Annotated in this window: 18 protein-coding genes and 1 tRNA gene; 7 read left to right on the top strand and 12 right to left on the bottom strand. The window is 67.0% G+C overall.

Annotated elements, in window-relative coordinates; all coding sequences use genetic code 11:
- Positions 1 to 50: 50 nt before the first annotated feature.
- Together AiwAL_RS11440 and AiwAL_RS11445 are read right to left on the bottom strand one after the other, a co-directional pair.
- On the bottom strand, positions 51 to 1,301 hold the full coding sequence (locus AiwAL_RS11440) for a transcription antitermination factor NusB (protein ID WP_235704708.1): 1,251 nt from the start codon (positions 1,299 to 1,301) through the stop codon (positions 51 to 53).
- 18 nt (positions 1,302 to 1,319) lie between these two features.
- A tRNA-Ala gene (locus AiwAL_RS11445) sits at positions 1,320 to 1,395 on the bottom strand.
- A 107-nt stretch (positions 1,396 to 1,502) separates the two neighbouring features.
- Between AiwAL_RS11445 and AiwAL_RS11450 the strand changes: the two genes are divergently transcribed.
- Both AiwAL_RS11450 and folD read left to right on the top strand, forming a co-directional pair.
- Positions 1,503 to 1,808 (top strand): YggT family protein, encoded by a 306-nt coding sequence (locus AiwAL_RS11450; RefSeq protein ID WP_235704709.1) that lies wholly within the window; start codon positions 1,503 to 1,505, stop codon positions 1,806 to 1,808.
- The gene (gene folD, locus AiwAL_RS11455; protein ID WP_235704710.1) at positions 1,808 to 2,650 is read left to right on the top strand and encodes a bifunctional methylenetetrahydrofolate dehydrogenase/methenyltetrahydrofolate cyclohydrolase FolD; all 843 of its coding nucleotides are present in this window, start codon (positions 1,808 to 1,810) and stop codon (positions 2,648 to 2,650) included. Before AiwAL_RS11450 ends, folD begins: the two co-directional genes overlap by 1 nt.
- A 54-nt stretch (positions 2,651 to 2,704) precedes the next feature.
- Here the strand turns inward: folD and AiwAL_RS11460 are convergent, their stop codons facing one another.
- On the bottom strand, positions 2,705 to 3,976 hold the full coding sequence (locus AiwAL_RS11460; RefSeq protein ID WP_262312719.1) for a lytic transglycosylase domain-containing protein: 1,272 nt from the start codon (positions 3,974 to 3,976) through the stop codon (positions 2,705 to 2,707).
- A 438-nt stretch (positions 3,977 to 4,414) separates the two neighbouring features.
- Here AiwAL_RS11460 and AiwAL_RS11465 point away from each other — a divergent pair, with 438 nt between their 5' ends.
- Complete coding sequence (locus AiwAL_RS11465; protein WP_235704712.1) at positions 4,415 to 4,801, top strand: hypothetical protein; 387 nt, start codon at positions 4,415 to 4,417, stop codon at positions 4,799 to 4,801.
- Between the two features lie 247 nt (positions 4,802 to 5,048).
- Here the strand turns inward: AiwAL_RS11465 and AiwAL_RS11470 are convergent, their stop codons facing one another.
- Entirely contained in the window at positions 5,049 to 5,678 is a 630-nt protein-coding gene (locus tag AiwAL_RS11470; RefSeq protein ID WP_235704713.1) for a TetR/AcrR family transcriptional regulator, read from the bottom strand.
- A 107-nt stretch (positions 5,679 to 5,785) separates the two neighbouring features.
- On the opposite strand from AiwAL_RS11470, the gene AiwAL_RS11475 reads away from it, so the two are divergent.
- Positions 5,786 to 6,811, top strand: a complete 1,026-nt coding sequence (locus AiwAL_RS11475; RefSeq protein ID WP_235704714.1) for a trans-acting enoyl reductase family protein — start codon at positions 5,786 to 5,788, stop codon at positions 6,809 to 6,811.
- A gap of 352 nt (positions 6,812 to 7,163) precedes the next feature.
- Positions 7,164 to 8,147 carry an aldo/keto reductase gene (locus AiwAL_RS11480; RefSeq protein ID WP_235704716.1) on the top strand — a complete coding sequence of 328 codons (984 nt, stop codon included), beginning with the start codon at positions 7,164 to 7,166 and terminating at the stop codon, positions 8,145 to 8,147.
- A 51-nt stretch (positions 8,148 to 8,198) separates the two neighbouring features.
- Here the strand turns inward: AiwAL_RS11480 and AiwAL_RS11485 are convergent, their stop codons facing one another.
- The 5 genes from AiwAL_RS11485 to purQ form a co-directional block, all read right to left on the bottom strand.
- Positions 8,199 to 9,452, bottom strand: a complete 1,254-nt coding sequence (locus tag AiwAL_RS11485) for a glycosyltransferase (RefSeq protein WP_235704717.1) — start codon at positions 9,450 to 9,452, stop codon at positions 8,199 to 8,201.
- 84 nt (positions 9,453 to 9,536) lie between these two features.
- Positions 9,537 to 9,890, bottom strand: a complete 354-nt coding sequence (grxD, locus tag AiwAL_RS11490; RefSeq protein ID WP_235704718.1) for a Grx4 family monothiol glutaredoxin — start codon at positions 9,888 to 9,890, stop codon at positions 9,537 to 9,539.
- 32 nt (positions 9,891 to 9,922) lie between these two features.
- Complete coding sequence (locus AiwAL_RS11495; protein ID WP_235704719.1) at positions 9,923 to 10,156, bottom strand: BolA family protein; 234 nt, start codon at positions 10,154 to 10,156, stop codon at positions 9,923 to 9,925.
- Positions 10,157 to 10,172: 16 nt separating this feature from the next.
- Complete coding sequence (gene purL / locus AiwAL_RS11500; RefSeq protein ID WP_235704720.1) at positions 10,173 to 12,353, bottom strand: phosphoribosylformylglycinamidine synthase subunit PurL; 2,181 nt, start codon at positions 12,351 to 12,353, stop codon at positions 10,173 to 10,175.
- Position 12,354: 1 nt separating this feature from the next.
- Positions 12,355 to 13,050 (bottom strand): phosphoribosylformylglycinamidine synthase subunit PurQ, encoded by a 696-nt coding sequence (gene purQ / locus AiwAL_RS11505; RefSeq protein ID WP_235704722.1) that lies wholly within the window; start codon positions 13,048 to 13,050, stop codon positions 12,355 to 12,357.
- 148 nt (positions 13,051 to 13,198) lie between these two features.
- On the opposite strand from purQ, the gene AiwAL_RS11510 reads away from it, so the two are divergent.
- Positions 13,199 to 13,555, top strand: coding sequence for a helix-turn-helix transcriptional regulator (locus AiwAL_RS11510; RefSeq protein WP_262312720.1), 357 nt, complete (start codon positions 13,199 to 13,201; stop codon positions 13,553 to 13,555).
- The gene (locus AiwAL_RS11515) at positions 13,539 to 14,474 is read left to right on the top strand and encodes an SRPBCC family protein (protein ID WP_262312721.1); all 936 of its coding nucleotides are present in this window, start codon (positions 13,539 to 13,541) and stop codon (positions 14,472 to 14,474) included. The genes AiwAL_RS11510 and AiwAL_RS11515 overlap by 17 nt, the downstream gene beginning before the upstream one ends.
- Before the next feature lie 81 nt (positions 14,475 to 14,555).
- On the opposite strand, the gene AiwAL_RS11520 is transcribed toward AiwAL_RS11515, so the two are convergent.
- From AiwAL_RS11520 to AiwAL_RS11530, 3 genes are all read right to left on the bottom strand, one after another.
- Positions 14,556 to 14,960, bottom strand: coding sequence for a tautomerase family protein (locus tag AiwAL_RS11520; protein ID WP_235704727.1), 405 nt, complete (start codon positions 14,958 to 14,960; stop codon positions 14,556 to 14,558).
- A gap of 144 nt (positions 14,961 to 15,104) precedes the next feature.
- Positions 15,105 to 15,929: a 4-(cytidine 5'-diphospho)-2-C-methyl-D-erythritol kinase gene (locus AiwAL_RS11525; protein ID WP_262312722.1), complete on the bottom strand. Its 825-nt coding sequence runs from the start codon at positions 15,927 to 15,929 to the stop codon at positions 15,105 to 15,107.
- A gap of 3 nt (positions 15,930 to 15,932) precedes the next feature.
- Positions 15,933 to 17,603, bottom strand: a complete 1,671-nt coding sequence (locus tag AiwAL_RS11530) for a hypothetical protein (RefSeq protein WP_262312723.1) — start codon at positions 17,601 to 17,603, stop codon at positions 15,933 to 15,935.
- Positions 17,604 to 17,775: the final 172 nt, after the last annotated feature.

Here is a 17,775-nt window from a genome sequence, read left to right on the forward strand (position 1 = left end):
AGTTAGGTATAATAACGGCCCTTTGTTTCACGTGAAACAAAAGACAGCATCTATGACCTAATCAGCCGCGCGGCGAAAAATCCGTCCATCCCGCCGCGATCGGGCCATAGTCCGGGATGGGTGGCAAGATCGCCCGAAGCCGTGATCGCCTCGGTCAGGCCCGGAACCTCGCCCGGTTCGAGCGGGTCGCGCCTGAGCCCGAGCCGGGCGCAGGCGGCGTCGATGCGTTCGGCGCCTTCGTCGTTTTGCAGTGAGCAGACCGCATAGACGAGCCGCCCGCCGGGGGTGAGCATTGATGCCGCGGCGTCGAGCAGGCGGTCCTGAATCGCGGCACAGGCGGCGATGTCGTGCTTGCGGCGGAGGTGAAGAATTTCCGGGTGGCGGCGGATCGTCCCGGTCGCCGAACAGGGCGCGTCGAGCAGGATTGCGTCGAATTTTGGCTCGGGCCGCCACTCCAGCGCGTCGGCGGCGATGGTTTCGGCGGTGAGATCGAGCCGCGCCAGATTGCCGCGCAGCCGCTCCAGCCGCGCCGGGTCGCGATCGAGCGCGGTGACGATGGCGCCGGCAGCGGCGAGCTGCGCGGTCTTGCCGCCGGGGGCGGCGCAGAGATCGAGCACGCGCTGGCCGGCAACGTCGCCGAGCAGGCGCGCGGGCAGGGCGGCGGCGGCGTCCTGCACCCAGAAATCGCCATCCGCGAAGCCGGCAAGGGTGGTGACATCGGTGCCGGCGGGCAGGCGCGCCGAGCCGGTCGGCAGCAGAACGGCGCCTTCAGGTGGTTTGGCGCCAGGTTTGAGCGACAGATCGAGCGGGGCTTCGTTCTGATGCGCGGTGGCGATGGCGCGGCCATCGGCACCCCACGAGGCCCAGAGCCATTGGGGTGTGTCGAGCCGCGGCGCATCGAGCGCATCGAGCGCCGCCTTCCCTTCGGTCGCGACACGGCGCAGCACCGCGTTCACCAGCCCGGCGAATTTGCCGAGGCCGCGCGCATGGGCGAGGCCGACGGCGGTGCTCACCGCGGCATGGGCGGGTGCGCCGAGCAACAGAAGCTGCGCCGTGCCGATCCGCAGCGCGTGGCGCACCGGGATCGGCGGCGCCTTGGTCAGATAGGCATCGAGCACCGCATCGAGACTGCCGGTGCGGCGCAGCACGGCGGCGGCGATCCGGTGGGCGGCGGCGCGGTCGCGCGCCGGGATCGCCCGAAGGCTGTCGAGTGCCGTATCGAGCGGGGCGTGCCGGTCGAACACGGCGCTGAGCAGCGCGAACGCGGCTTCACGGGTCGGGTCGCTGGTCTGGGGTTTCATGATCACCGCGAAAGGGGATGGTGGAGCTGAGGGGAATCGAACCCCTGACCTCCTCATTGCGAACGAGGCGCTCTCCCAACTGAGCTACAGCCCCATCCCGACGCGCCGCATCGCGCAACCGGGATGAGAAGTCAAGCCGGGCGGCGACATTGCGCGATCGCGCGGGCTTCGCTAACCCCAAGGCGATCCTTGGAGGTGACGATGCTCGCAGCGATTTTCTGGTTCGTCGAAGAACTGATCCAACTCTATATCTATGTCATGATCGCGGCGGCCGTGTTCAGTTGGCTGCTCGCTTTCGGCGTGCTGGATACCCGCAACCGGATCGTCTACCGGATCGAGGATTTTCTGATCCGTGCGACCGAGCCGGTGCTTGCTCCGCTTCGCCGGTTCATCCCTATGCTCGGCGGCATCGATATCAGTTTCATCATCGCGTTTCTGCTTCTGGAGGTCTTGCATAATTTCCTGGTGCCCGACCTGTTCGCCCATCTGGTGATGGCGGGGCTGTAATGACCGCGCGACCGATCGACGGCAAAGCCCTCGCCGCCGCACTGCGCGCCGAGGTCGCGGCGCGGGCGGCGGCGTTGCCCTACCGACCTGGCCTTGTGGTGGTTCTGGTCGGCGAGGATGCGGCCAGCACCCTCTATGTCCGCAATAAGGAACGGGCGGCGCGGGCGGCCGGGTTCGAGTCGCGCACCATCCGCCTGCCGGCGGAGACCGGCGAGGCCGAGCTGCTGTCAGTCATCGCCGGGCTGAACGCGGACGATGCGGTGGACGGGATTCTGGTGCAGTTGCCATTACCCGCGCAGATCCGCACAGGAGCGATCATCCGCGCGATCGATCCGGCGAAGGATGTCGACGGGTTTCACCCCGAAAACGTCGCGGCACTCGCGCTGGGCGCGCCGCGCCTCGCGCCCTGCACACCGCGCGGGATTTTCCTCCTGCTTCGCGCGGCGGGGGTCGAGCCGCGCGGCGCGCGGGCGCTGGTGCTCGGCCGGTCGAACATCGTCGGCCGGCCGATGGCGGCCTTGCTGCTCGCCGGCGACGCGACCGTGACGATCGCGCATTCGCGCACCCGCGATCTTGCCGCCGAATGCCGGCGCGCGGAAATCCTGATCGCCGCCGTCGGCCGGCCCGCGATGGTGAAGGGCGACTGGATCGCACCGGGCGCGACGGTGATCGATGTCGGGATCAATCGCGGCGCGGACGGCGCGCTGGTGGGCGATGTGGATTACCAGGCGGCGCTGGGCGTGGCCGGCGCGATCACCCCGGTGCCGGGCGGGGTGGGGCCGATGACCATCGCGTGCCTGCTGGAGAATACGCTGATCGCCGCCGCCGCACGGCGGGGCTGAATCTGAAAACAGCGAAACGTAGTGCAGCGCGTTTCGCTGTTAAGCCTCAATGGATTATTCGGCCGCGGGGGAAATCACCGCGCAGCCGGTAGGGCCGCGATTGAGTCGCTGGCAGGCCTGCACCGCCTGTTCATGCGGCAGGTTCACGAAGCGCGCGCGGTAGAACAGGCCATGCGCGGTCGAGACCGACTGGACCACCGGCTGGCCCTTGATCAGCATCGCGACCGCCGAAAGCTCGGCGATGCCGAGGGCGGCCTTGGCGTGGGCCGGACTGTCATAGGCGCCGACCTGGATGCCCCAGCGCGACCCGGTGCCTGACGACCCGGCGGACGGCGTCTCGGCTGACGGTGCCGGCGGCATGGGCGGCGGTGCCGCGGCCTCGGCGGTGGGCATCAGGGCGAAGCCGGTATTGCGTTGGACCGGCGGCATCGAGCGGGTGATCGGCGGGGTATAGCGCGGCCGCTCGACCACCGGCGGCGGGGTGAGTGCCGCCATCTGGATCGGCGCGGAAGGGGGAATCGGTGCCGGCTGCGGCGCCGGCGATCCGGGCGGCGTGTCGGCGGCAAGCTGGCCTTTGTTCAGCGATTCCGTGGTGGACTGGTCGTAGCCGGGCCGAAGCCCCGGCGCGATATTATCGGGCAGCGTGTTCATCGCGACCTGGACCGCGCCCGACTGAACCCCACCAGATTGGCCGGACGGATAGACGCCGGCGATGTTGGGCGCGATCATCGCGACATACTGGCGGGTCTGGTTGGGCAGCGGCTCCTTGTAGTCGAGATAGTCGTCGAGCCGGCCCGGCCCGGCGTTGTAGGCGGCGAGAAAACCGGGCGAGCCGTAGATTTCATACATTTCGTGGATATAGGCGGTGCCGGCCATGATGTTGTTATAAGGGTTGAACGGGTCCTTCCCGAGCCCGTAGCGCGCGGCCATTTCCCGGTAGGTTTCCGGCTCGAGCTGCATCAGCCCCATCGCCCCGGCATAGGAGACGGTGAGATGCCCGTTCATGTATTCCTGGCCGCCGGATTCGACGCGCATGACCTGGCGAATCCAGCGCTGTGGCACGTCGAACCGGGCCGAGGCCTGCTTGATATAGGGACCCCACGGATCGCTCGGCGGGCCGGGCGGAGCATAATTGCCCGGCGAATGGGCCGCGTAATAGGCGGCTTGCTGGCTCGGCGGCAGGTTCGATTGGTGCGAGGCGCAGGCGGAGAGCAGGGCCAGTGTCGCGATACCGGATGCTTTTCCGAGCCAGTGCGGTATTCGGGGCAAGGATCGGCGCGCTGACGTTTCGCGCGGCGCCGGTGTCATCGCTGGCCCATCTTCCACTGGCAGGTCTCCCAATCGCATCCCGTGCTCCCGATCCGGGCGCCGTTGACGGTGCCAGAGGGGGTTTCGCCGCAAGCCTCGGGCGGCGAATGAACTTTATCGTATAACCCCCTAACTTAATGGCGATTCCAAGGCAACTATATTCGTGATCCTGCGGTGCGAATTATCAGGGACGGAATTTTAATGTGGTAGCCGCGCGGGGGTGAGAACTTCAGACCACCGCCATGTGGGTACGCACCCTAATGGATGGACAGGCGGATGATTCGGGTTATGTCATGCGTTGAGACCAAATCACCGCCTATGAAAATCCGTCCCGGCGAACGTCATGACGAGCAAAGTTATCCAGAATCGTTGCCCCTGTCCGCATGCTGGATCGCTTCGCCTTCGGCTCGCGATGACGGGTTCTGGTATGATGGCTGGCATCGGAGGACCGCGACCATGATCGGAGCCTGGACGTTTCGCGCTCTTGCCGTGTTGGGGGTGATCGCCGGTCTCGCCGGCTGTGCGGCAACGCCGCCGCCGGCCGCCGTGACCGATGGCCGGCTGCCGGCGCTGACCGGAACGATCGTTTCCGCCCGGCCGGTCATGCTGCAGGTCGCCGGTGCCGAAGGCGGCGTGCTCGGTGCGCTCGGCGCGCCGCGCGATGCGGACGAAACCCTGGCTCCGGCGATCGAATTCATCGTCCGCGAGGCCGGCGGGCGCATCGTTTCGGTGATCCAGCCCGCGCCGACCGTGTTGCATCCGGGCGAGACGGTGCGGATTCTGCGCGGCACCGTCACCCGGCTTGCGCCGCTCGCACCCTCGGCCCCGGAGGGCCAGACGTGACGCTCTGGCCGCCGGTCATATACCCCATGGACCATGCCCGGACCATGTACCGGAGTTCCGCGCCGGAAAAATGCGCACCGCGCTATAGGACGAAGGCGGCGCGTATTTCGTGATTTTCGCGTCGCCTTGTCGGCTATGGTGGAAGCGGACGTTGCTCAGCGTCATCTCGTCGCTGGAGCAAGGTAGGTTTTGATTGAACCATAGGGTTCGATCAAAACCGGCCAACTTGCTCGCCAAAATATGATCGCTATGGCCGCGCCGACCTCGGATGATCGTTCCGAGCCGCCGCGATCAGGGCGCGCGTCATCTGGAGGAGGATCGACGTAGCGTCGTCGTCGGCCAGAACCTGGGAGCTGACGAACGCTCCATTGATGACAACCGACAACTGGGCCGCAAGATCGTCGGGCCGGTCGACCCGCAGCCGCACGGCGATGTCCCGCAGCCGGCGGCGCAGTTCCTGCTTGTGCGACCGGGCCACGACTCGCGCGGGGTGATCCTCCTCTGGAAACTCGGCGGCGACGTTGAGTTGTGGGCAGCCGCGATAGTTGGGCCGCCCGACCCGCTCGCCGATCCAGGCCAGATGCGCCTCGAGTTCGGCTTCGCCGTCCTGCGCGTGGCGCGCCGCCACACGATCCCAGCAGGCCCAGAAATCCTTGTCCTCCCGCTGCAGAAACGCGGCGATGAGGTCGTCCTTGGTTCGAAAGTACCGGTAGAGGCTCGTCTTCGCGACGCCCGCCGCCTCAACGACGACATCGACGCCGACAGCGCGCACGCCCCGGCGGTAGAAAAGGTCGGAGGCGGTCTCGAGGATGCGCTCGCGCACATCCACTTGGCCTGATTCTTCACCACGTCGGCCGCCCGCCTGCTCCATGCTCATAGGTTGCGCTCCTCGAACCGGAGGAACGATAACAGATTTTCGCTTGACGCGCTACAGACCAGTCTGTATCAAACATGAACAGACAGGTCTGTAGCGATAGGAAAGTCATGAACGAACGTCTTTCAAAGGCCGGTGGTCGCCGGCAAGTGGTCGCGGTCTACGGAGCGGCCGGACATACCGGCCGCTTCGTGATCAGAGAGCTGTCGCGGCGCGGCTTCACGGCCATCGCGATCGGCCGCAACGCGGCGAACCTGGCGGCGGCCGACTTCCCGGCCGGCGTCAGACGGGAGGTCGCCGCCCTCGATGATCCCGCCTCGGTTGCCCGCGCCCTCACCGGCGCCGACGCGGTCGTAAACTGCGCGGGGCCATTCCTCGACACGGCCGAACCCCTGGTCTCGGCGGCGTTGCGGGCGGGCATCCATTATTTCGACGTGACGGCCGAGCAAGCCAGCGCTCAGGGGATTTTCGAGCGATATTCCGCGGCCGCGGAAGAGGCCGGCGTCACGGTCATCCCCGCCATGGGCTTCTACGGCGGACTGGGCGACCTGCTGGCGACGGCCGCCATAGGCGACTGGACCCGCGCCGACGAGGCCCGCATCGGGATCGCTCTGGACAGTTGGAAGCCGACCGAGGGGACGCGCGTCACAGGGCGGCGCAACACGGCCCGCCGCCTGATGCTCTCCGAGGGGAAGCTGCGGCCGCTGGCCGATCCGGCACCGAACGCCGTCTGGCCGTTCGCGGAACCCTTCGGCGCGCAGGAGATGGTCGAACTGCCCTTCACAGAGGCGATCCTGATCGGGCGCCATCTCCAGGTGTCCGAACTCCACACCTACTTGAACACTGCGCCGCTGCGCGATCTTCGGGACACCACCACCCCTCCGCCGGTCGCGGCTGACGCGTCCGGACGCTCGGCGCAAACATTCCTCGTTGAGGTCGAGGTCCGCCAAGGAAGCATGGTGCGTCGGGCGTCGGCCCGCGGACGAGACATATATGCGATCACCGGGCCTCTGGTGGTCGAAGCCGTCGAGAGAATCCTGAACGACGCGAGGGTTCAGGGCGGCGTCTTCGCTCCGGGCGCGCTTTTCGACGCCCGGAACTTCCTGGCGGCGCTCACCCCCGACGTCTTGTCCTGATCACAGATTGCGCCACGCGGTGAATTGCTTGGCCGTATAGTGCTTCGCTGGGCGGTCAGGCGATAGATCGGTCATGGCGCTCACGGTAAGGGAAGAATATCGTCGATGATCGGCAGGTCCGGCTCTTCCGGCAAGGTGGCTGTGTCCGGCGGCGGCCCTTGCGGGGACACGGGAGCGACCTTGGGCGGCGGCATCGGCCCGTCGCTTTCCGGGCAGGAATCGGCGGTGAAACCGGCCTCTTGCGGGGAGCGTATCCTAAACTTTGCTCGATGTCGCTTGCCAAGGCCGCCTGATCGGCCACATGAAGGGCGGGTCGCCTCGGCGATCCGATCCATTCCGGTGGAGAGTGTCGATGAACGAACGCAGGCTGGGCAGGTCGCTCGTCGTTTCGGCCATTGGGCTTGGCTGCATGGGCATGTCGGATTTCTATGCGGCGCGAAACGCCGGCGAGGCGGCAGCGACGATCCGCCACGCGGCCGAGCGCGGCATCACCCTGTTCGATACCGCCGACAGCTCCGGCATCGGGGCGAACGAGGAGCTGGTCGGCCGCGCCCTGGCGCCGTTTCGCGACCGGGTGGCGATCGCGACCAAGTTCGGCAATGTGCGCGACCCCGACGGCACGTTTCGCGGCGTGTGCGGCCGTCCCGACTATGTGCGGCGCAGTTGCGAGGCGAGCCTGAAGCGGCTCGGGGTCGGGACGATCGATTTGTATTACCAGCAGCGGGTCGACCCCGATGTTCCGATCGAGGAGACGGTGGGCGCGATGGCGGAATTGGTGCGCCAGGGCAAAATTCGCTATCTGGGCCTGTCCGAAGCGGCGCCCGCGACGATCCGGCGCGCCCATGCGGTTCATCCGATCGCGGCGGTGCAGAGCGAATATTCGCTCTGGACCCGCGACGTGGAGGCCGCGGTGCTGCCGACCCTGCGCGAACTCGGCATCGGGTTCGTGGCCTATTCGCCGCTCGGACGGGGGTTTCTCACCGGCGCGTTCAAATCGCCCGACGACATTCCCGAAGGCGATTCGCGGCGCAGCCAGCCCCGGTTTCAGGGCGAGAATTTCGCGCGCAATCTGACCCTGGTGGGCATTCTGGAGGAAATGGCGCGGCGGCTGAAATGCACGCCCGGCCAGTTGGCGCTGGCCTTCGTGCTCGCCCAGGGCAGCGATATCGTGCCGATTCCCGGCACCAGCCGGCGCGCGCATCTCGACGAGAATCTCGCGGCGCTCGCGGTGCCGCTCTCGGCCGCCGATCTCGGCAAGCTGAACCGCGCCATGCCGCCCGGCTCGGCCTCCGGCACCCGCTATGCCGCCGCGCAGATGGCATCGCTCAATCGGTAGGGGGCAATACATGGATGGATCGCTTCGCCTTCGGCTCGCGATGACGATCTCTCACGTCTCCAGCAGATCGGTCAGCGACGCGAAGACGTGATCGGCGGCGTAGTGCCGGCCGATATAGGCGATCGCATCGGAATCGTCGGGCTGCTGGGCGAGGGCGGCGAGGATCGTGGCGCCGAAGGACGAGGGCGAATCCGCGACGAAGACCGGCGGCCGCACATCCTCGGCCAATCCCGTCCGCGCCGCGTGCGTCGCCACCGTCCATAGACCGTGGCGCGCATAGTCGAGCAGCTTGACCTTGAGTCCCGAGCCGGTGCGCAGCGGGGCGATCGCCAGGGCGGCGTTGTGCAGGGCGGGGGCGAGATCGGCCAGCCGGCCGAGGCGCCGCACGCCGGCCGGCAGGCGGCCGAGGGCTGCCGCGCAATCGCCGACCAGATCGAGCCGGATCGCCGGCCGTGCTCCGCGCAGCCCCGGCCAGATCGCGCCGAAGAACCAGCGCAGCCCGTCGAGATTGGGCAGAGCGTCGCTGCCGACGAAGACCAGACGGTCCGGGTTGCGCCGGACCGCGGCCGGGCGCGGCGCCGCCGGCGCGGGCATCGGCACCGCGATCACGGTTCGGTCGGGGCAGAGTTCCCGCAGCAGCCTGGCTTCGTCGGGCTGGATCGCGACGATCGTTGCCGCCCGGCGCAGCAGGGCCGCTTCATCCTCGCGGCTCAGCGCCGGCGGTGCGATCCGGTAGCCGGCGAGGCTGAGGGCGGCGTGACGGCGATGGAACACGTCATGGGTGACGAGCACCGACGGGATGCCCGCTAGAAGCGGCTGATCCAGCAGGGGCGCACGGAAAATCGTGTCGATCAGGATCGCATCCGGCGGCTTCGTATCGGGCAAGGCGGAGGCGATGTGCGCCGCGATCCAGGCGGCATCCGCCGTGTCGATGAGGTTGCCGAGGACCACATCGGCGGCGCGGGTTTTGCGCCGGGCCCGGCTGCGCAGCAGGTGCAGGGTACTGCCGGGCAGCACCATCCGCGCCATCGAGGCGGCGGCGGCGCGGGGTTCGGCGGCGATCAGCCAGCCGCCCGCCTGGATCAGCCGGGGGCCGGCGACCGTGCCGCCGGGCGCGAAATCGGGCTTGCGCAGGATCGGGCACGGCAGGCGCGGGCGGGTCAGATACAGGGTGACCGCATGGCCGCGCGCCGCCAGATGGGCGATCAGCGCGTGGTTGTAGGCAAGATGCCCGGCGGCGCCGGGTCTCGGCAATTCGTCGGTGACGAAACTGAGACGTTTAGAGTGTGATGATTTCAAGCTCATCACACTCTACTCATTGTTTGGCGAGCAAGCTGGCCGGTTTTGATTGAACGAAACGGCTCAATCAAAACCTATCTTGCTCTGGGCCTAGGCCGCAGGGGTTTTGGCGATGCCGTTCTTTTCGAACAGCGTCTGCAATTCGCCGGACTGGAACATTTCGGTCACGATGTCGCAGCCGCCGACGAATTCGCCCTTCACATAGAGCTGCGGGATGGTCGGCCAGTTGGAGAACTGCTTGATCCCTTCGCGCAATTCGGCATCTTCCAGCACGTTCGCGGTCTTGAAGGGCACGCCCATATGGGTGAGGATCTGCACCACGCGGGCGGAGAAGCCGCATTGCGGAAACATCGCGGTGCCCTTCATGAACAGCATGACGGGATTTTCCGCCACGCTGGCCTTGATGGTGTCGATCGCGGGATTGTCGGTGGTCTGGGTGGTCATATCATGAGGTCTCCTGGGGAAAGCCGTCAGGCCTATTCGGGTGCGGAGGTTTGCAGGGCGAGCGCGTGCAGCGCGCCGCCCATGCGGCCCTGCAGGGCGCTGTAGACCAACTGGTGCTGGCGCACGCGGGGCAGGCCGCGAAACCGCTCGCTCACCACCGTCGCGGCATAGTGGTCGCCGTCGCCGGCGAGGTCTTCGACGGTGATCTTGGCGTCCGGCAGGGCGGTCTTGATCAGGGCTTCGATATCGGCGGCCGACATGGCCATGGCTTGATCCTCGGTGTCAGGCAAACCAGGCGGCGAAGAACCGCTCGTTCGCCGCCCGTATGTCGGTCAAGGATATGGCGGTGCCGTCGGGCAGTGTCAATTCGGCGCCGGCCGCAGAGCCGAGCAGCCTCGCCGGTATGGAGCGGGCCTGAGCGTCGCGCAGAATGGCGGCGGAATCGGCGGCGGCGAGCACGTAGCGGGCCTGATCCTCGCCGAACCAGAAGGCGTGCGGCGCGAGAGCGGATTGGATGGGATGGAGCGTCGCGCCGGTATTGCCGGCCAGCGCCATTTCCGCGACGGCGACGAGCAGCCCGCCATCGGCGATGTCGTGGCAGGCGGCGATTCTGCCGTCCAGGATCAGGCGGCGCACGAAATCGCCGTTGCGGCGCTCGGCGTCGAGGTCGATTGCCGGCGGCGCGCCGTCCTCGCGGTGCAGGATCTCGCGCAGCCAGAGCGATTGGCCGAGTTCGCCGCGCGTTTCGCCGATCAGCACGAGGTCGAGGCCAGGTTTGAGGGCGATGCCCACGGCCTTCGCGGCATCTTCGATGACGCCGAGCCCGCCGATCGCCGGGGTGGGCAGGATCGGGCGTCCTTCGGTCTCGTTGTAGAGCGAGACGTTGCCGGAGACGACGGGGAAGTCGAGTGCCGAGCAGGCGTTGCCCATGCCGCGAATCGCCGCGACAATCTGTCCCATGATCGCGGGTTTTTCCGGATTGCCGAAATTCAGATTGTCGGTGACGGCGAGCGGGGTGGCGCCGGTCGCGGTGATGTTGCGCCATGCCTCGGCCACCGCCTGGGCACCGCCGGTCTCGGGGTCGGCGGCGCAGTAGCGCGGCGTGCAGTCGGTGGTCAGGGCGAGGGCGGTTCTGCTCCCATCGATTTTGACGATCGCCGCATCGGCCTGACCGGGACGCTTGACCGTCTGGCCGCCGACCGTTGCGTCATACTGGTCCCAGATCCAGCGCTTCGAGGCGAGATCGGGGCAGGCGAGCAAAGCGAGGAGGGCGGCTTCGAGGCCGGAAGGGTCCTCGACCGGGCCGAGCGAAGCAGGCTTCAGCGGCTCGCTATAAGGCCGCTCGTATAAGGGCGCCTGTTCGGCCAGCGGGTGGAGCGGGATATCCGCCTCGATGCGGCCCCGATGACGGACGACGATGCGCCCGGTATCTGTGATGCGGCCGATGACCGCGAAATCCAGCTCCCATTTCTCGAAAATCGCGCGGGCCATGGCTTCGCGCGCCGGGTCGAGCACCATGAGCATCCGCTCCTGGGACTCCGAGAGCATCATCTCGTAGGCGGACATGCCCGCCTCGCGCTGGGGCACCGAATCGAGGTCGAGCTCGATGCCGACGCCGCCCTTGCCGGCCATTTCGACCGAGGATGAGGTGAGGCCGGCGGCGCCCATGTCCTGGATCGCGACGATCGCGTCGGTTGTCATCAGTTCGAGGCAGGCTTCGATCAGCAGTTTTTCGATGAACGGATCGCCGACCTGAACGGTGGGGCGTTTTTCCTCGGAATCCGCGGCGAATTCGGTGGAGGCCATGGTGGCGCCGTGGATGCCGTCGCGCCCGGTTTTCGAGCCGACATAGACCACCGGATTGCCGATACCGGCGGCCGCGGAGAGGAAAATCTTGTCTTGTCTTGCAATGCCAACCGTCATGGCATTCACCAGCGGATTGCCACTATAAGAAGAGTGGAAATTGGTTTCGCCGCCCACCGTGGGCACGCCGACGCAATTGCCGTAGCCGCCAATGCCGCGCACCACGCCGTCCACCACGCGTTTGGTGACGGGGAGGGATGGATCGCCGAAGCGCAGCGCGTTGAGATTGGCGATCGGCCGCGCGCCCATGGTGAACACGTCGCGCAATATGCCGCCCACGCCGGTCGCCGCCCCCTGGTAGGGCTCGATAAAGCTCGGGTGGTTGTGGCTTTCCATTTTGAAAATGGCGGCGAGACCGTCGCCGATATCGACCACGCCGGCGTTCTCGCCGGGGCCATGGATCACCCAGGGCGCCTTGGTCGGCAGGGTTTTCAGCCAGACACGAGAGGATTTGTAGGAGCAATGCTCGGACCACATGACCGAGAAAATACCGAGTTCGGTGAGGCTCGGCGTGCGGCCCATGATCGACAGTACGCGGCCATATTCTTCGTGGGACAGGCCGAAGCTGCGTGCAAGGGTGGCGTCGATGGCTTGATCCATGTCAGGCGGCCTTCCCGATATCCGCGAGGCTGTCGAACAAAGGCTTGCCGTCGGCGCCGCCCATCAGCTTGTCCACCAGGTTTTCCGGGTGCGGCATCAGTCCGAGCACGCGCAGATTGGGGCTGAGAATGCCGGCGATGTTGCGCGCCGAGCCATTGAGATTGGCGCGGGCGGTGATCGCGCCGTCCGGCTCGGCGTAGCGCAAGGCGACCAGGTTTTCGCCCTCTAGCCGGTCCAGCGTGGCGGCGTCGGCGAAGTAGTTGCCGTCGCCATGGGCCATCGGCGCGCGGAAAACCTGGCCGCGCTGATAGTGGCCGGTGAACACCGTGTCGCTGCGTTCGACGCGCAGGTGGCAATCCATCGACAGGAAGCGCAGCCCGGCATTGCGCAGCAGCGCGCCGGGCAGCAGGCCGGTTTCGGTGAGAATCTGGAATCCGTTGCACACGCCGAGCACGTAGCCGCCGCGCGCGGCGTGGTCGGCGACCGCGCGCATCACCGGCGATTGCGCGGCCATCGCGCCTGCCCGCAAATAATCGCCATAGGAAAAGCCGCCGGGAATCACCGCGAGGTCGATGCCGGCAAGCTCGGTCTCGCGATGCCAGATCAGGCGCGGTTTGTGGCCGAGGCTTTGCTCAAGCGCGATTGCGATGTCGCGTTCGCGGTTGATGCCGGGAAACAGGATGATGCCAGCGCGCATGACGATGCTCCGATTCCGCCGCCTCTTGCCCGGCAATGGCGGCGGAGGCAAGCGGCGCGGGCAGGGAGCTCTCAATCGGCACGCCGGCGGGGACGGGCGATATCACTTAAGCTATTGCTTATCTATTTGGGCCATGACACTAAAGTATATGCTTAACCAATTATCGCCGCTTGATTTCGCGTTTCATGCGCTCGCCGACCCGACCCGGCGGGCGATGGTCGAACGCCTGTCGCGCGGCCCGGCTTCGGTCAGCGAACTCGCACGTCCGTTCGCCATGTCCCTGCCGGCGGTGATGCAGCATCTGGCCTTGCTGGAAGGCTCGGGGCTGGTGGTCTCGGAAAAGATCGGCCGGGTCAGGACCTGCCGGATCGAGCCACGCGCGCTGAGCCTCGCGGAAGACTGGATCAACGCCCGGCGCACCGCGTGGGAACGCAGGCTCGACCGGCTGGGCGATTATCTCGAGGAGCTGAAAAACAATGGAGACGACAATGCTTCAGGCACATGACGACAAGACCGGCATCAAACCGGAACCCCTGGTGATCACCCGCAATTTCGCCGCACCCCGCGCCCTGGTGTTCAAGGCATGGAGCAGTGCCGAGCACATGAAGCGATGGTTCTGCCCGGAATGCTATACCGTTCCTGAGGCCGAGATCGATTTCCGGCCGGGGGGCGTCTGCGCCATCTGCATGCGCTCGCCCGAGGGGCAGGATTTCTGGTCCAGGGGCGAATATATCGAGATCGCGCCGCCGGACCGGCTGGTGTTTTCCGGCACCGTCGCGGTCGGCGGCTCGCCGAAATTCAGCACCCGCACCACCGTTACCTTCGAGGATGACGGCGCCGGAACCCGCATGAGCGTGCATCAAGCCTATGAGATTTTCGATGAGGCCTTCCTGTTCGCCGTCGAGGGCGCTTCGGAGGGCTGGCGCACCACGCTCGACAAGTTGGAGCGGGAAGTGGCGCGCATCCAGGCCGAAGGCAGCGTGGTTCACGCGACCTTCTCGATCGAGCGCATCTACGATGCCTCGCCGGCGCGGGTGTTTCATGCGTTGTCGGACCAGGCGGTCAAGGCGCGCTGGTTCACGGGCGTCGACGGCTATACGGTGCTGGAGTGCGACATGGATGTGCGTCCCGGCGGGCGCGAGCGCGTGAAGGGACGCTGGGCGAGCGGCGTGGTCGCGACCTTCGACGCGAGTTATTTCGATGTCGTTCCGAATCGGCGGCTGGTCTATGCCTATGAGATGCAGCTCGACGAGCGGAAGATTTCGGTGTCCCTCGCTACCATGGAATTAAAGCCCGAGGGCGCGGGGACCAGGCTCGTGATGACCGAACAGGGCGCGTTCCTCGACGGCTATGACGATGCCGGCGGACGCGAGCACGGTACCGGCTTTATGCTGGACCGGCTGGGCGCATCGCTCAAGGATTAATCCGCCGAAGACTTCCCGCCCCAGACCCACCAGCCGGGGCGGGCGAGGCTGGCGGCGGCTCGGGCGGCGAACTGCGCCGGCTCAGATCGTCGGTGCAAGACCGGGTGCGAGCTGAGACAGGCCATGTGCAAACGACCAATCAATTCGCTCGTTTTCACGCAGCACGATAAAAACGTCGTCCGGTCGCACTCCCGCATCGACGCCGAGGTGTTCGACAACGCGGCGGTAGAAGGCACGTTTCATCTCTGGCGTGCGGCCGCCGCGTAACGTCACTTCGATGAACACGATTCCGTCGGAACGGTCCGCGCCAAGATAATGGCGATCGAAGATAAGCGTACCGGGAGCATGTTCCGCATGCACCTGAAACAGGTCATCCTCCGGCACACCCTCCAACGTCTCGATCATCGCCCGGTGTACGCCTTCGCCCACGGCCTTGCGCCACCCTGCGCTTTGGCCGGAGTGATAGGACAATCTGATTAAAGGCATATCCTTTTTCCCTTAGAGCCTGAACGAAAAAGTTAGTTGAGCGATTTCAGTGGGTTGTGATTCTGTTGGTTTGCAACAACTGACGGAGTCACGATGGCCTGGACCGAAACCGCTCGCCGGGTCGCCTGATTTCAAACTGAGGCACTACCCACCCCAGGCCCACCAGCCGGGGCGGGCGAGGCTGGCGGCGGTTCGGGCGGCGTCGGCGCCGGTGGGGAAAATGCCGAAGCAGGTCGCGCCCGAGCCGCTCATCCGCGCCAGCAGGCAGTTTGGGGTTGAACGCAAGGCAGCCAGAACCTCGCCGATCGCCGGGGCGAGGCGGATGGCGGGAGCTTCGAGGTCGTTGGACAGGCGCGCGAGGTCGGCGGTCATCGCCGCCGCATCGTTCCAGCGCGCGGGAAGGCCGGCGGGGAGCGAAAAATCGCCGGTGCGCGCGACGAAAATCGCCGGGGTCGAGACCGCGATGCCGGGATTGACCAGGACCATGCCGAAATCCGGCAGTTGCGGCGCGGGAGCGAGGATTTCGCCGATGCCGCCCATCCGCGCCGGGCGGCTTTCCAGGCAGACCGGCACATCGGCGCCCAGGGACACGGCGAGATCGGGCGGAACGGCGCGGCGCCAATGCGCGGCGAGCAGACGCAGCGAAGCCGCCGCATCGGCCGAGCCGCCGCCGATGCCGGATGCGACCGGCAGGTTTTTGGTCAGGGTGAAGGCGATGTCCGGCGATCGGCCGATCGCGTCGGCGAAACTTCGTGCCGCGCGCAGGACCAGATTATCGGCCTCGCCGGAGAGGCCGGCACCGAACGGACCGTCGATCGCGAGCGACAGGCCCGTGCCGGATTCGAGCCGGAGCGTATCCCCGACCGGCGGGAAGACGGCGAGGCTGTCGAGCGTGTGAAACCCGTCCAGGCGCCTGCCGGTGACGTGGAGAAACAGATTGACCTTGGCCCGCGCCTGGGCAACCGGCATGGGTTACGAACCCGCTTCGATACCGTGGCGTTTCAGCGCCGCCTCGATTTTGGCTTTTTCCGCCGGATCGGGGTGCAGAGCCAGAGCGCGCGCCCATTGGTTGCGGGCGGCGAGGCGGTCGCCGGCGGCATAGAAAATATCGGCGAGATGCGCGTTCACCTCGGCATCGTCCGGGGCGCGCTGCACCGCGCGGATCTGCACACGCATGGCGTGGGCAATCTTGCCGCGCCGCAGCAAGGTATAGCCGAGACTGTCGATGATCGCGCCCTCGTTGGGGTCGACCTGCAGCGCCTGTTCGATCATTTTCTGGGCGTGGGCGAGATGGATGCCGCGCAGCGCATAGGAATAGCCGAGATAGTTCAGGACGAAGGGCTGGCCGGGATCGAGCGCCAGCGCGCGGTGCAGATCGGCGTCGGCTTGCGGCCAGTCGTTCAGCTTGTCCTCGGTGATCGCGCGCCCATAGATGATCGCCCAGGCCGAGCCGGGCGGGTTCGGGCCGAGCCGGGCGAGGGCGCGGGAATAGAGCGCGCGGGCGGCGGCGTAGTGTTTGGCGTCGCGCTCGATATCGCCGGCGAGGGTGAGCGGTGCCGCGCTGTGCGGATGCGATTTTGCCAGGGCCGCGAGCGCGGGCAGCATGGTCGCTCCCTTGCCGAGGCCGTCGAGGATTTCGGCGCGCTGCATCACCGCCGGGGCATGGAGCGGATCGCCCGGCTTGATCGCGGCGAGGGTTGCGGCGGCGCTGGCCCGTTTGCCGAGCGAGACATCCAGATTGGCTTGCAGCAGGCGCGCGGCGGACAGGTCAGGCCGCAACTCGAGCGCGAAGCCGAGCAGGATCTTGCGCAGCAGCGCCTGAGCCGGCTGGCCCAGCGAGCCAGCGAGGGTGAGATAGGCTTCGGCCACGCCGTCGCGCGCGCTGCCGATCATCGGCTTGGCGGCGTTGCGTTCCAGCGCGGGCAGGGCGAGGTCGAGATCGGGGTGGCTCGCCGCCATGTGCACCAGCACGGCATAGGCGCTTTCGGTATTGCCCTGGCGGGCCTGCCAGCTCGCCAGGGCCTGGGCAAGGCGCAGATTGGGCGCGGGGAAGGCGCGCTCGGCGATGCGGTAGAGCGGTGCGGCCTCGGCCTCGCGCCCGGCGAAATCGGCGATCAGCGCCGCGTTCAGCGCATAGACCGGGCCGAAGGGTGCGGCGGCATCGAGCCTCGTGAGTCCGGCGATGGCGGTACCGGTTTTACCGGCACCCGCTTCGGCCCAGGCGAGCAGCAGCGGACGGACCAGCCCGGTGACGCCGAATTTCGGCATCGCGGCGAAATCCTGCGCGGCCGTGGCGTAATTTCCGGTCTCGAGTGCCGCATTGGCCCGCACCATCAGCGCGAGCGGGTCGTTGCCCAGCCGCTTCGCCAGGGCGATCCGCTCCGGGCTCCGGGCGAGCAGGGCGGCGATGAAGCCCCGGCGCAGCAGATCCCGGTTGGCGGGGTCGCGCGCGATCGCGGTGGCGAAGAAATTGGCGGCCTCGGCCTCATGGCCGGTGGCGGCGGCGTAATTGCCGGCCATGAAGGCGCCGTAGAGCGAGGTTGTCGGCGATGGCCCGGTTTCCGCCCGTCCGCCCGCGCAGGCCGACAGCAGAAGAGCCAGGGACAGGGCGGCGCGGCGAAGGATTTTCGGACCAGGAGCCATGGCTTGTCTCCTAACCCGGATTTTCGCGCCGGTCACGCCCGCACACGCCGAGGGGTTCGGCTTGTCGCAAAAACATGAAGGGGTTACATCTCGGCCTCGTCGTGCCATCGGCTCGAAGGATCGGTGTGGCGATTCTGAAATTCCTAAGCACGTGCGGCGGCAATTTTAGGAA

The sequence above is a fragment of the Acidiphilium sp. AL genome (assembly GCF_025499445.1).
GTDB lineage: Bacteria > Pseudomonadota > Alphaproteobacteria > Acetobacterales > Acetobacteraceae > Acidiphilium > Acidiphilium iwatense.

Excerpts from the sequence above, each read along its gene's own strand:
- AiwAL_RS11440 (WP_235704708.1), bottom strand. The coding sequence starts at position 1,301 with ATGAAACCCCAGACCAGCGACCCGACCCGTGAAGCCGCGTTCGCGCTG.
- AiwAL_RS11450 (WP_235704709.1), top strand. The coding sequence starts at position 1,503 with ATGCTCGCAGCGATTTTCTGGTTCGTCGAAGAACTGATCCAACTCTAT.
- folD (WP_235704710.1), top strand. The coding sequence starts at position 1,808 with ATGACCGCGCGACCGATCGACGGCAAAGCCCTCGCCGCCGCACTGCGC.
- AiwAL_RS11465 (WP_235704712.1), top strand. The coding sequence starts at position 4,415 with ATGATCGGAGCCTGGACGTTTCGCGCTCTTGCCGTGTTGGGGGTGATC.
- AiwAL_RS11470 (WP_235704713.1), bottom strand. The coding sequence starts at position 5,678 with ATGAGCATGGAGCAGGCGGGCGGCCGACGTGGTGAAGAATCAGGCCAA.
- AiwAL_RS11475 (WP_235704714.1), top strand. The coding sequence starts at position 5,786 with ATGAACGAACGTCTTTCAAAGGCCGGTGGTCGCCGGCAAGTGGTCGCG.
- AiwAL_RS11480 (WP_235704716.1), top strand. The coding sequence starts at position 7,164 with ATGAACGAACGCAGGCTGGGCAGGTCGCTCGTCGTTTCGGCCATTGGG.
- AiwAL_RS11485 (WP_235704717.1), bottom strand. The coding sequence starts at position 9,452 with ATGAGCTTGAAATCATCACACTCTAAACGTCTCAGTTTCGTCACCGAC.
- grxD (WP_235704718.1), bottom strand. The coding sequence starts at position 9,890 with ATGACCACCCAGACCACCGACAATCCCGCGATCGACACCATCAAGGCC.
- AiwAL_RS11495 (WP_235704719.1), bottom strand. The coding sequence starts at position 10,156 with ATGGCCATGTCGGCCGCCGATATCGAAGCCCTGATCAAGACCGCCCTG.
- purL (WP_235704720.1), bottom strand. The coding sequence starts at position 12,353 with ATGGATCAAGCCATCGACGCCACCCTTGCACGCAGCTTCGGCCTGTCC.
- purQ (WP_235704722.1), bottom strand. The coding sequence starts at position 13,050 with ATGCGCGCTGGCATCATCCTGTTTCCCGGCATCAACCGCGAACGCGAC.
- AiwAL_RS11510 (WP_262312720.1), top strand. The coding sequence starts at position 13,199 with ATGCTTAACCAATTATCGCCGCTTGATTTCGCGTTTCATGCGCTCGCC.
- AiwAL_RS11515 (WP_262312721.1), top strand. The coding sequence starts at position 13,539 with ATGCTTCAGGCACATGACGACAAGACCGGCATCAAACCGGAACCCCTG.
- AiwAL_RS11520 (WP_235704727.1), bottom strand. The coding sequence starts at position 14,960 with ATGCCTTTAATCAGATTGTCCTATCACTCCGGCCAAAGCGCAGGGTGG.
- AiwAL_RS11525 (WP_262312722.1), bottom strand. The coding sequence starts at position 15,929 with ATGCCGGTTGCCCAGGCGCGGGCCAAGGTCAATCTGTTTCTCCACGTC.
- AiwAL_RS11530 (WP_262312723.1), bottom strand. The coding sequence starts at position 17,603 with ATGGCTCCTGGTCCGAAAATCCTTCGCCGCGCCGCCCTGTCCCTGGCT.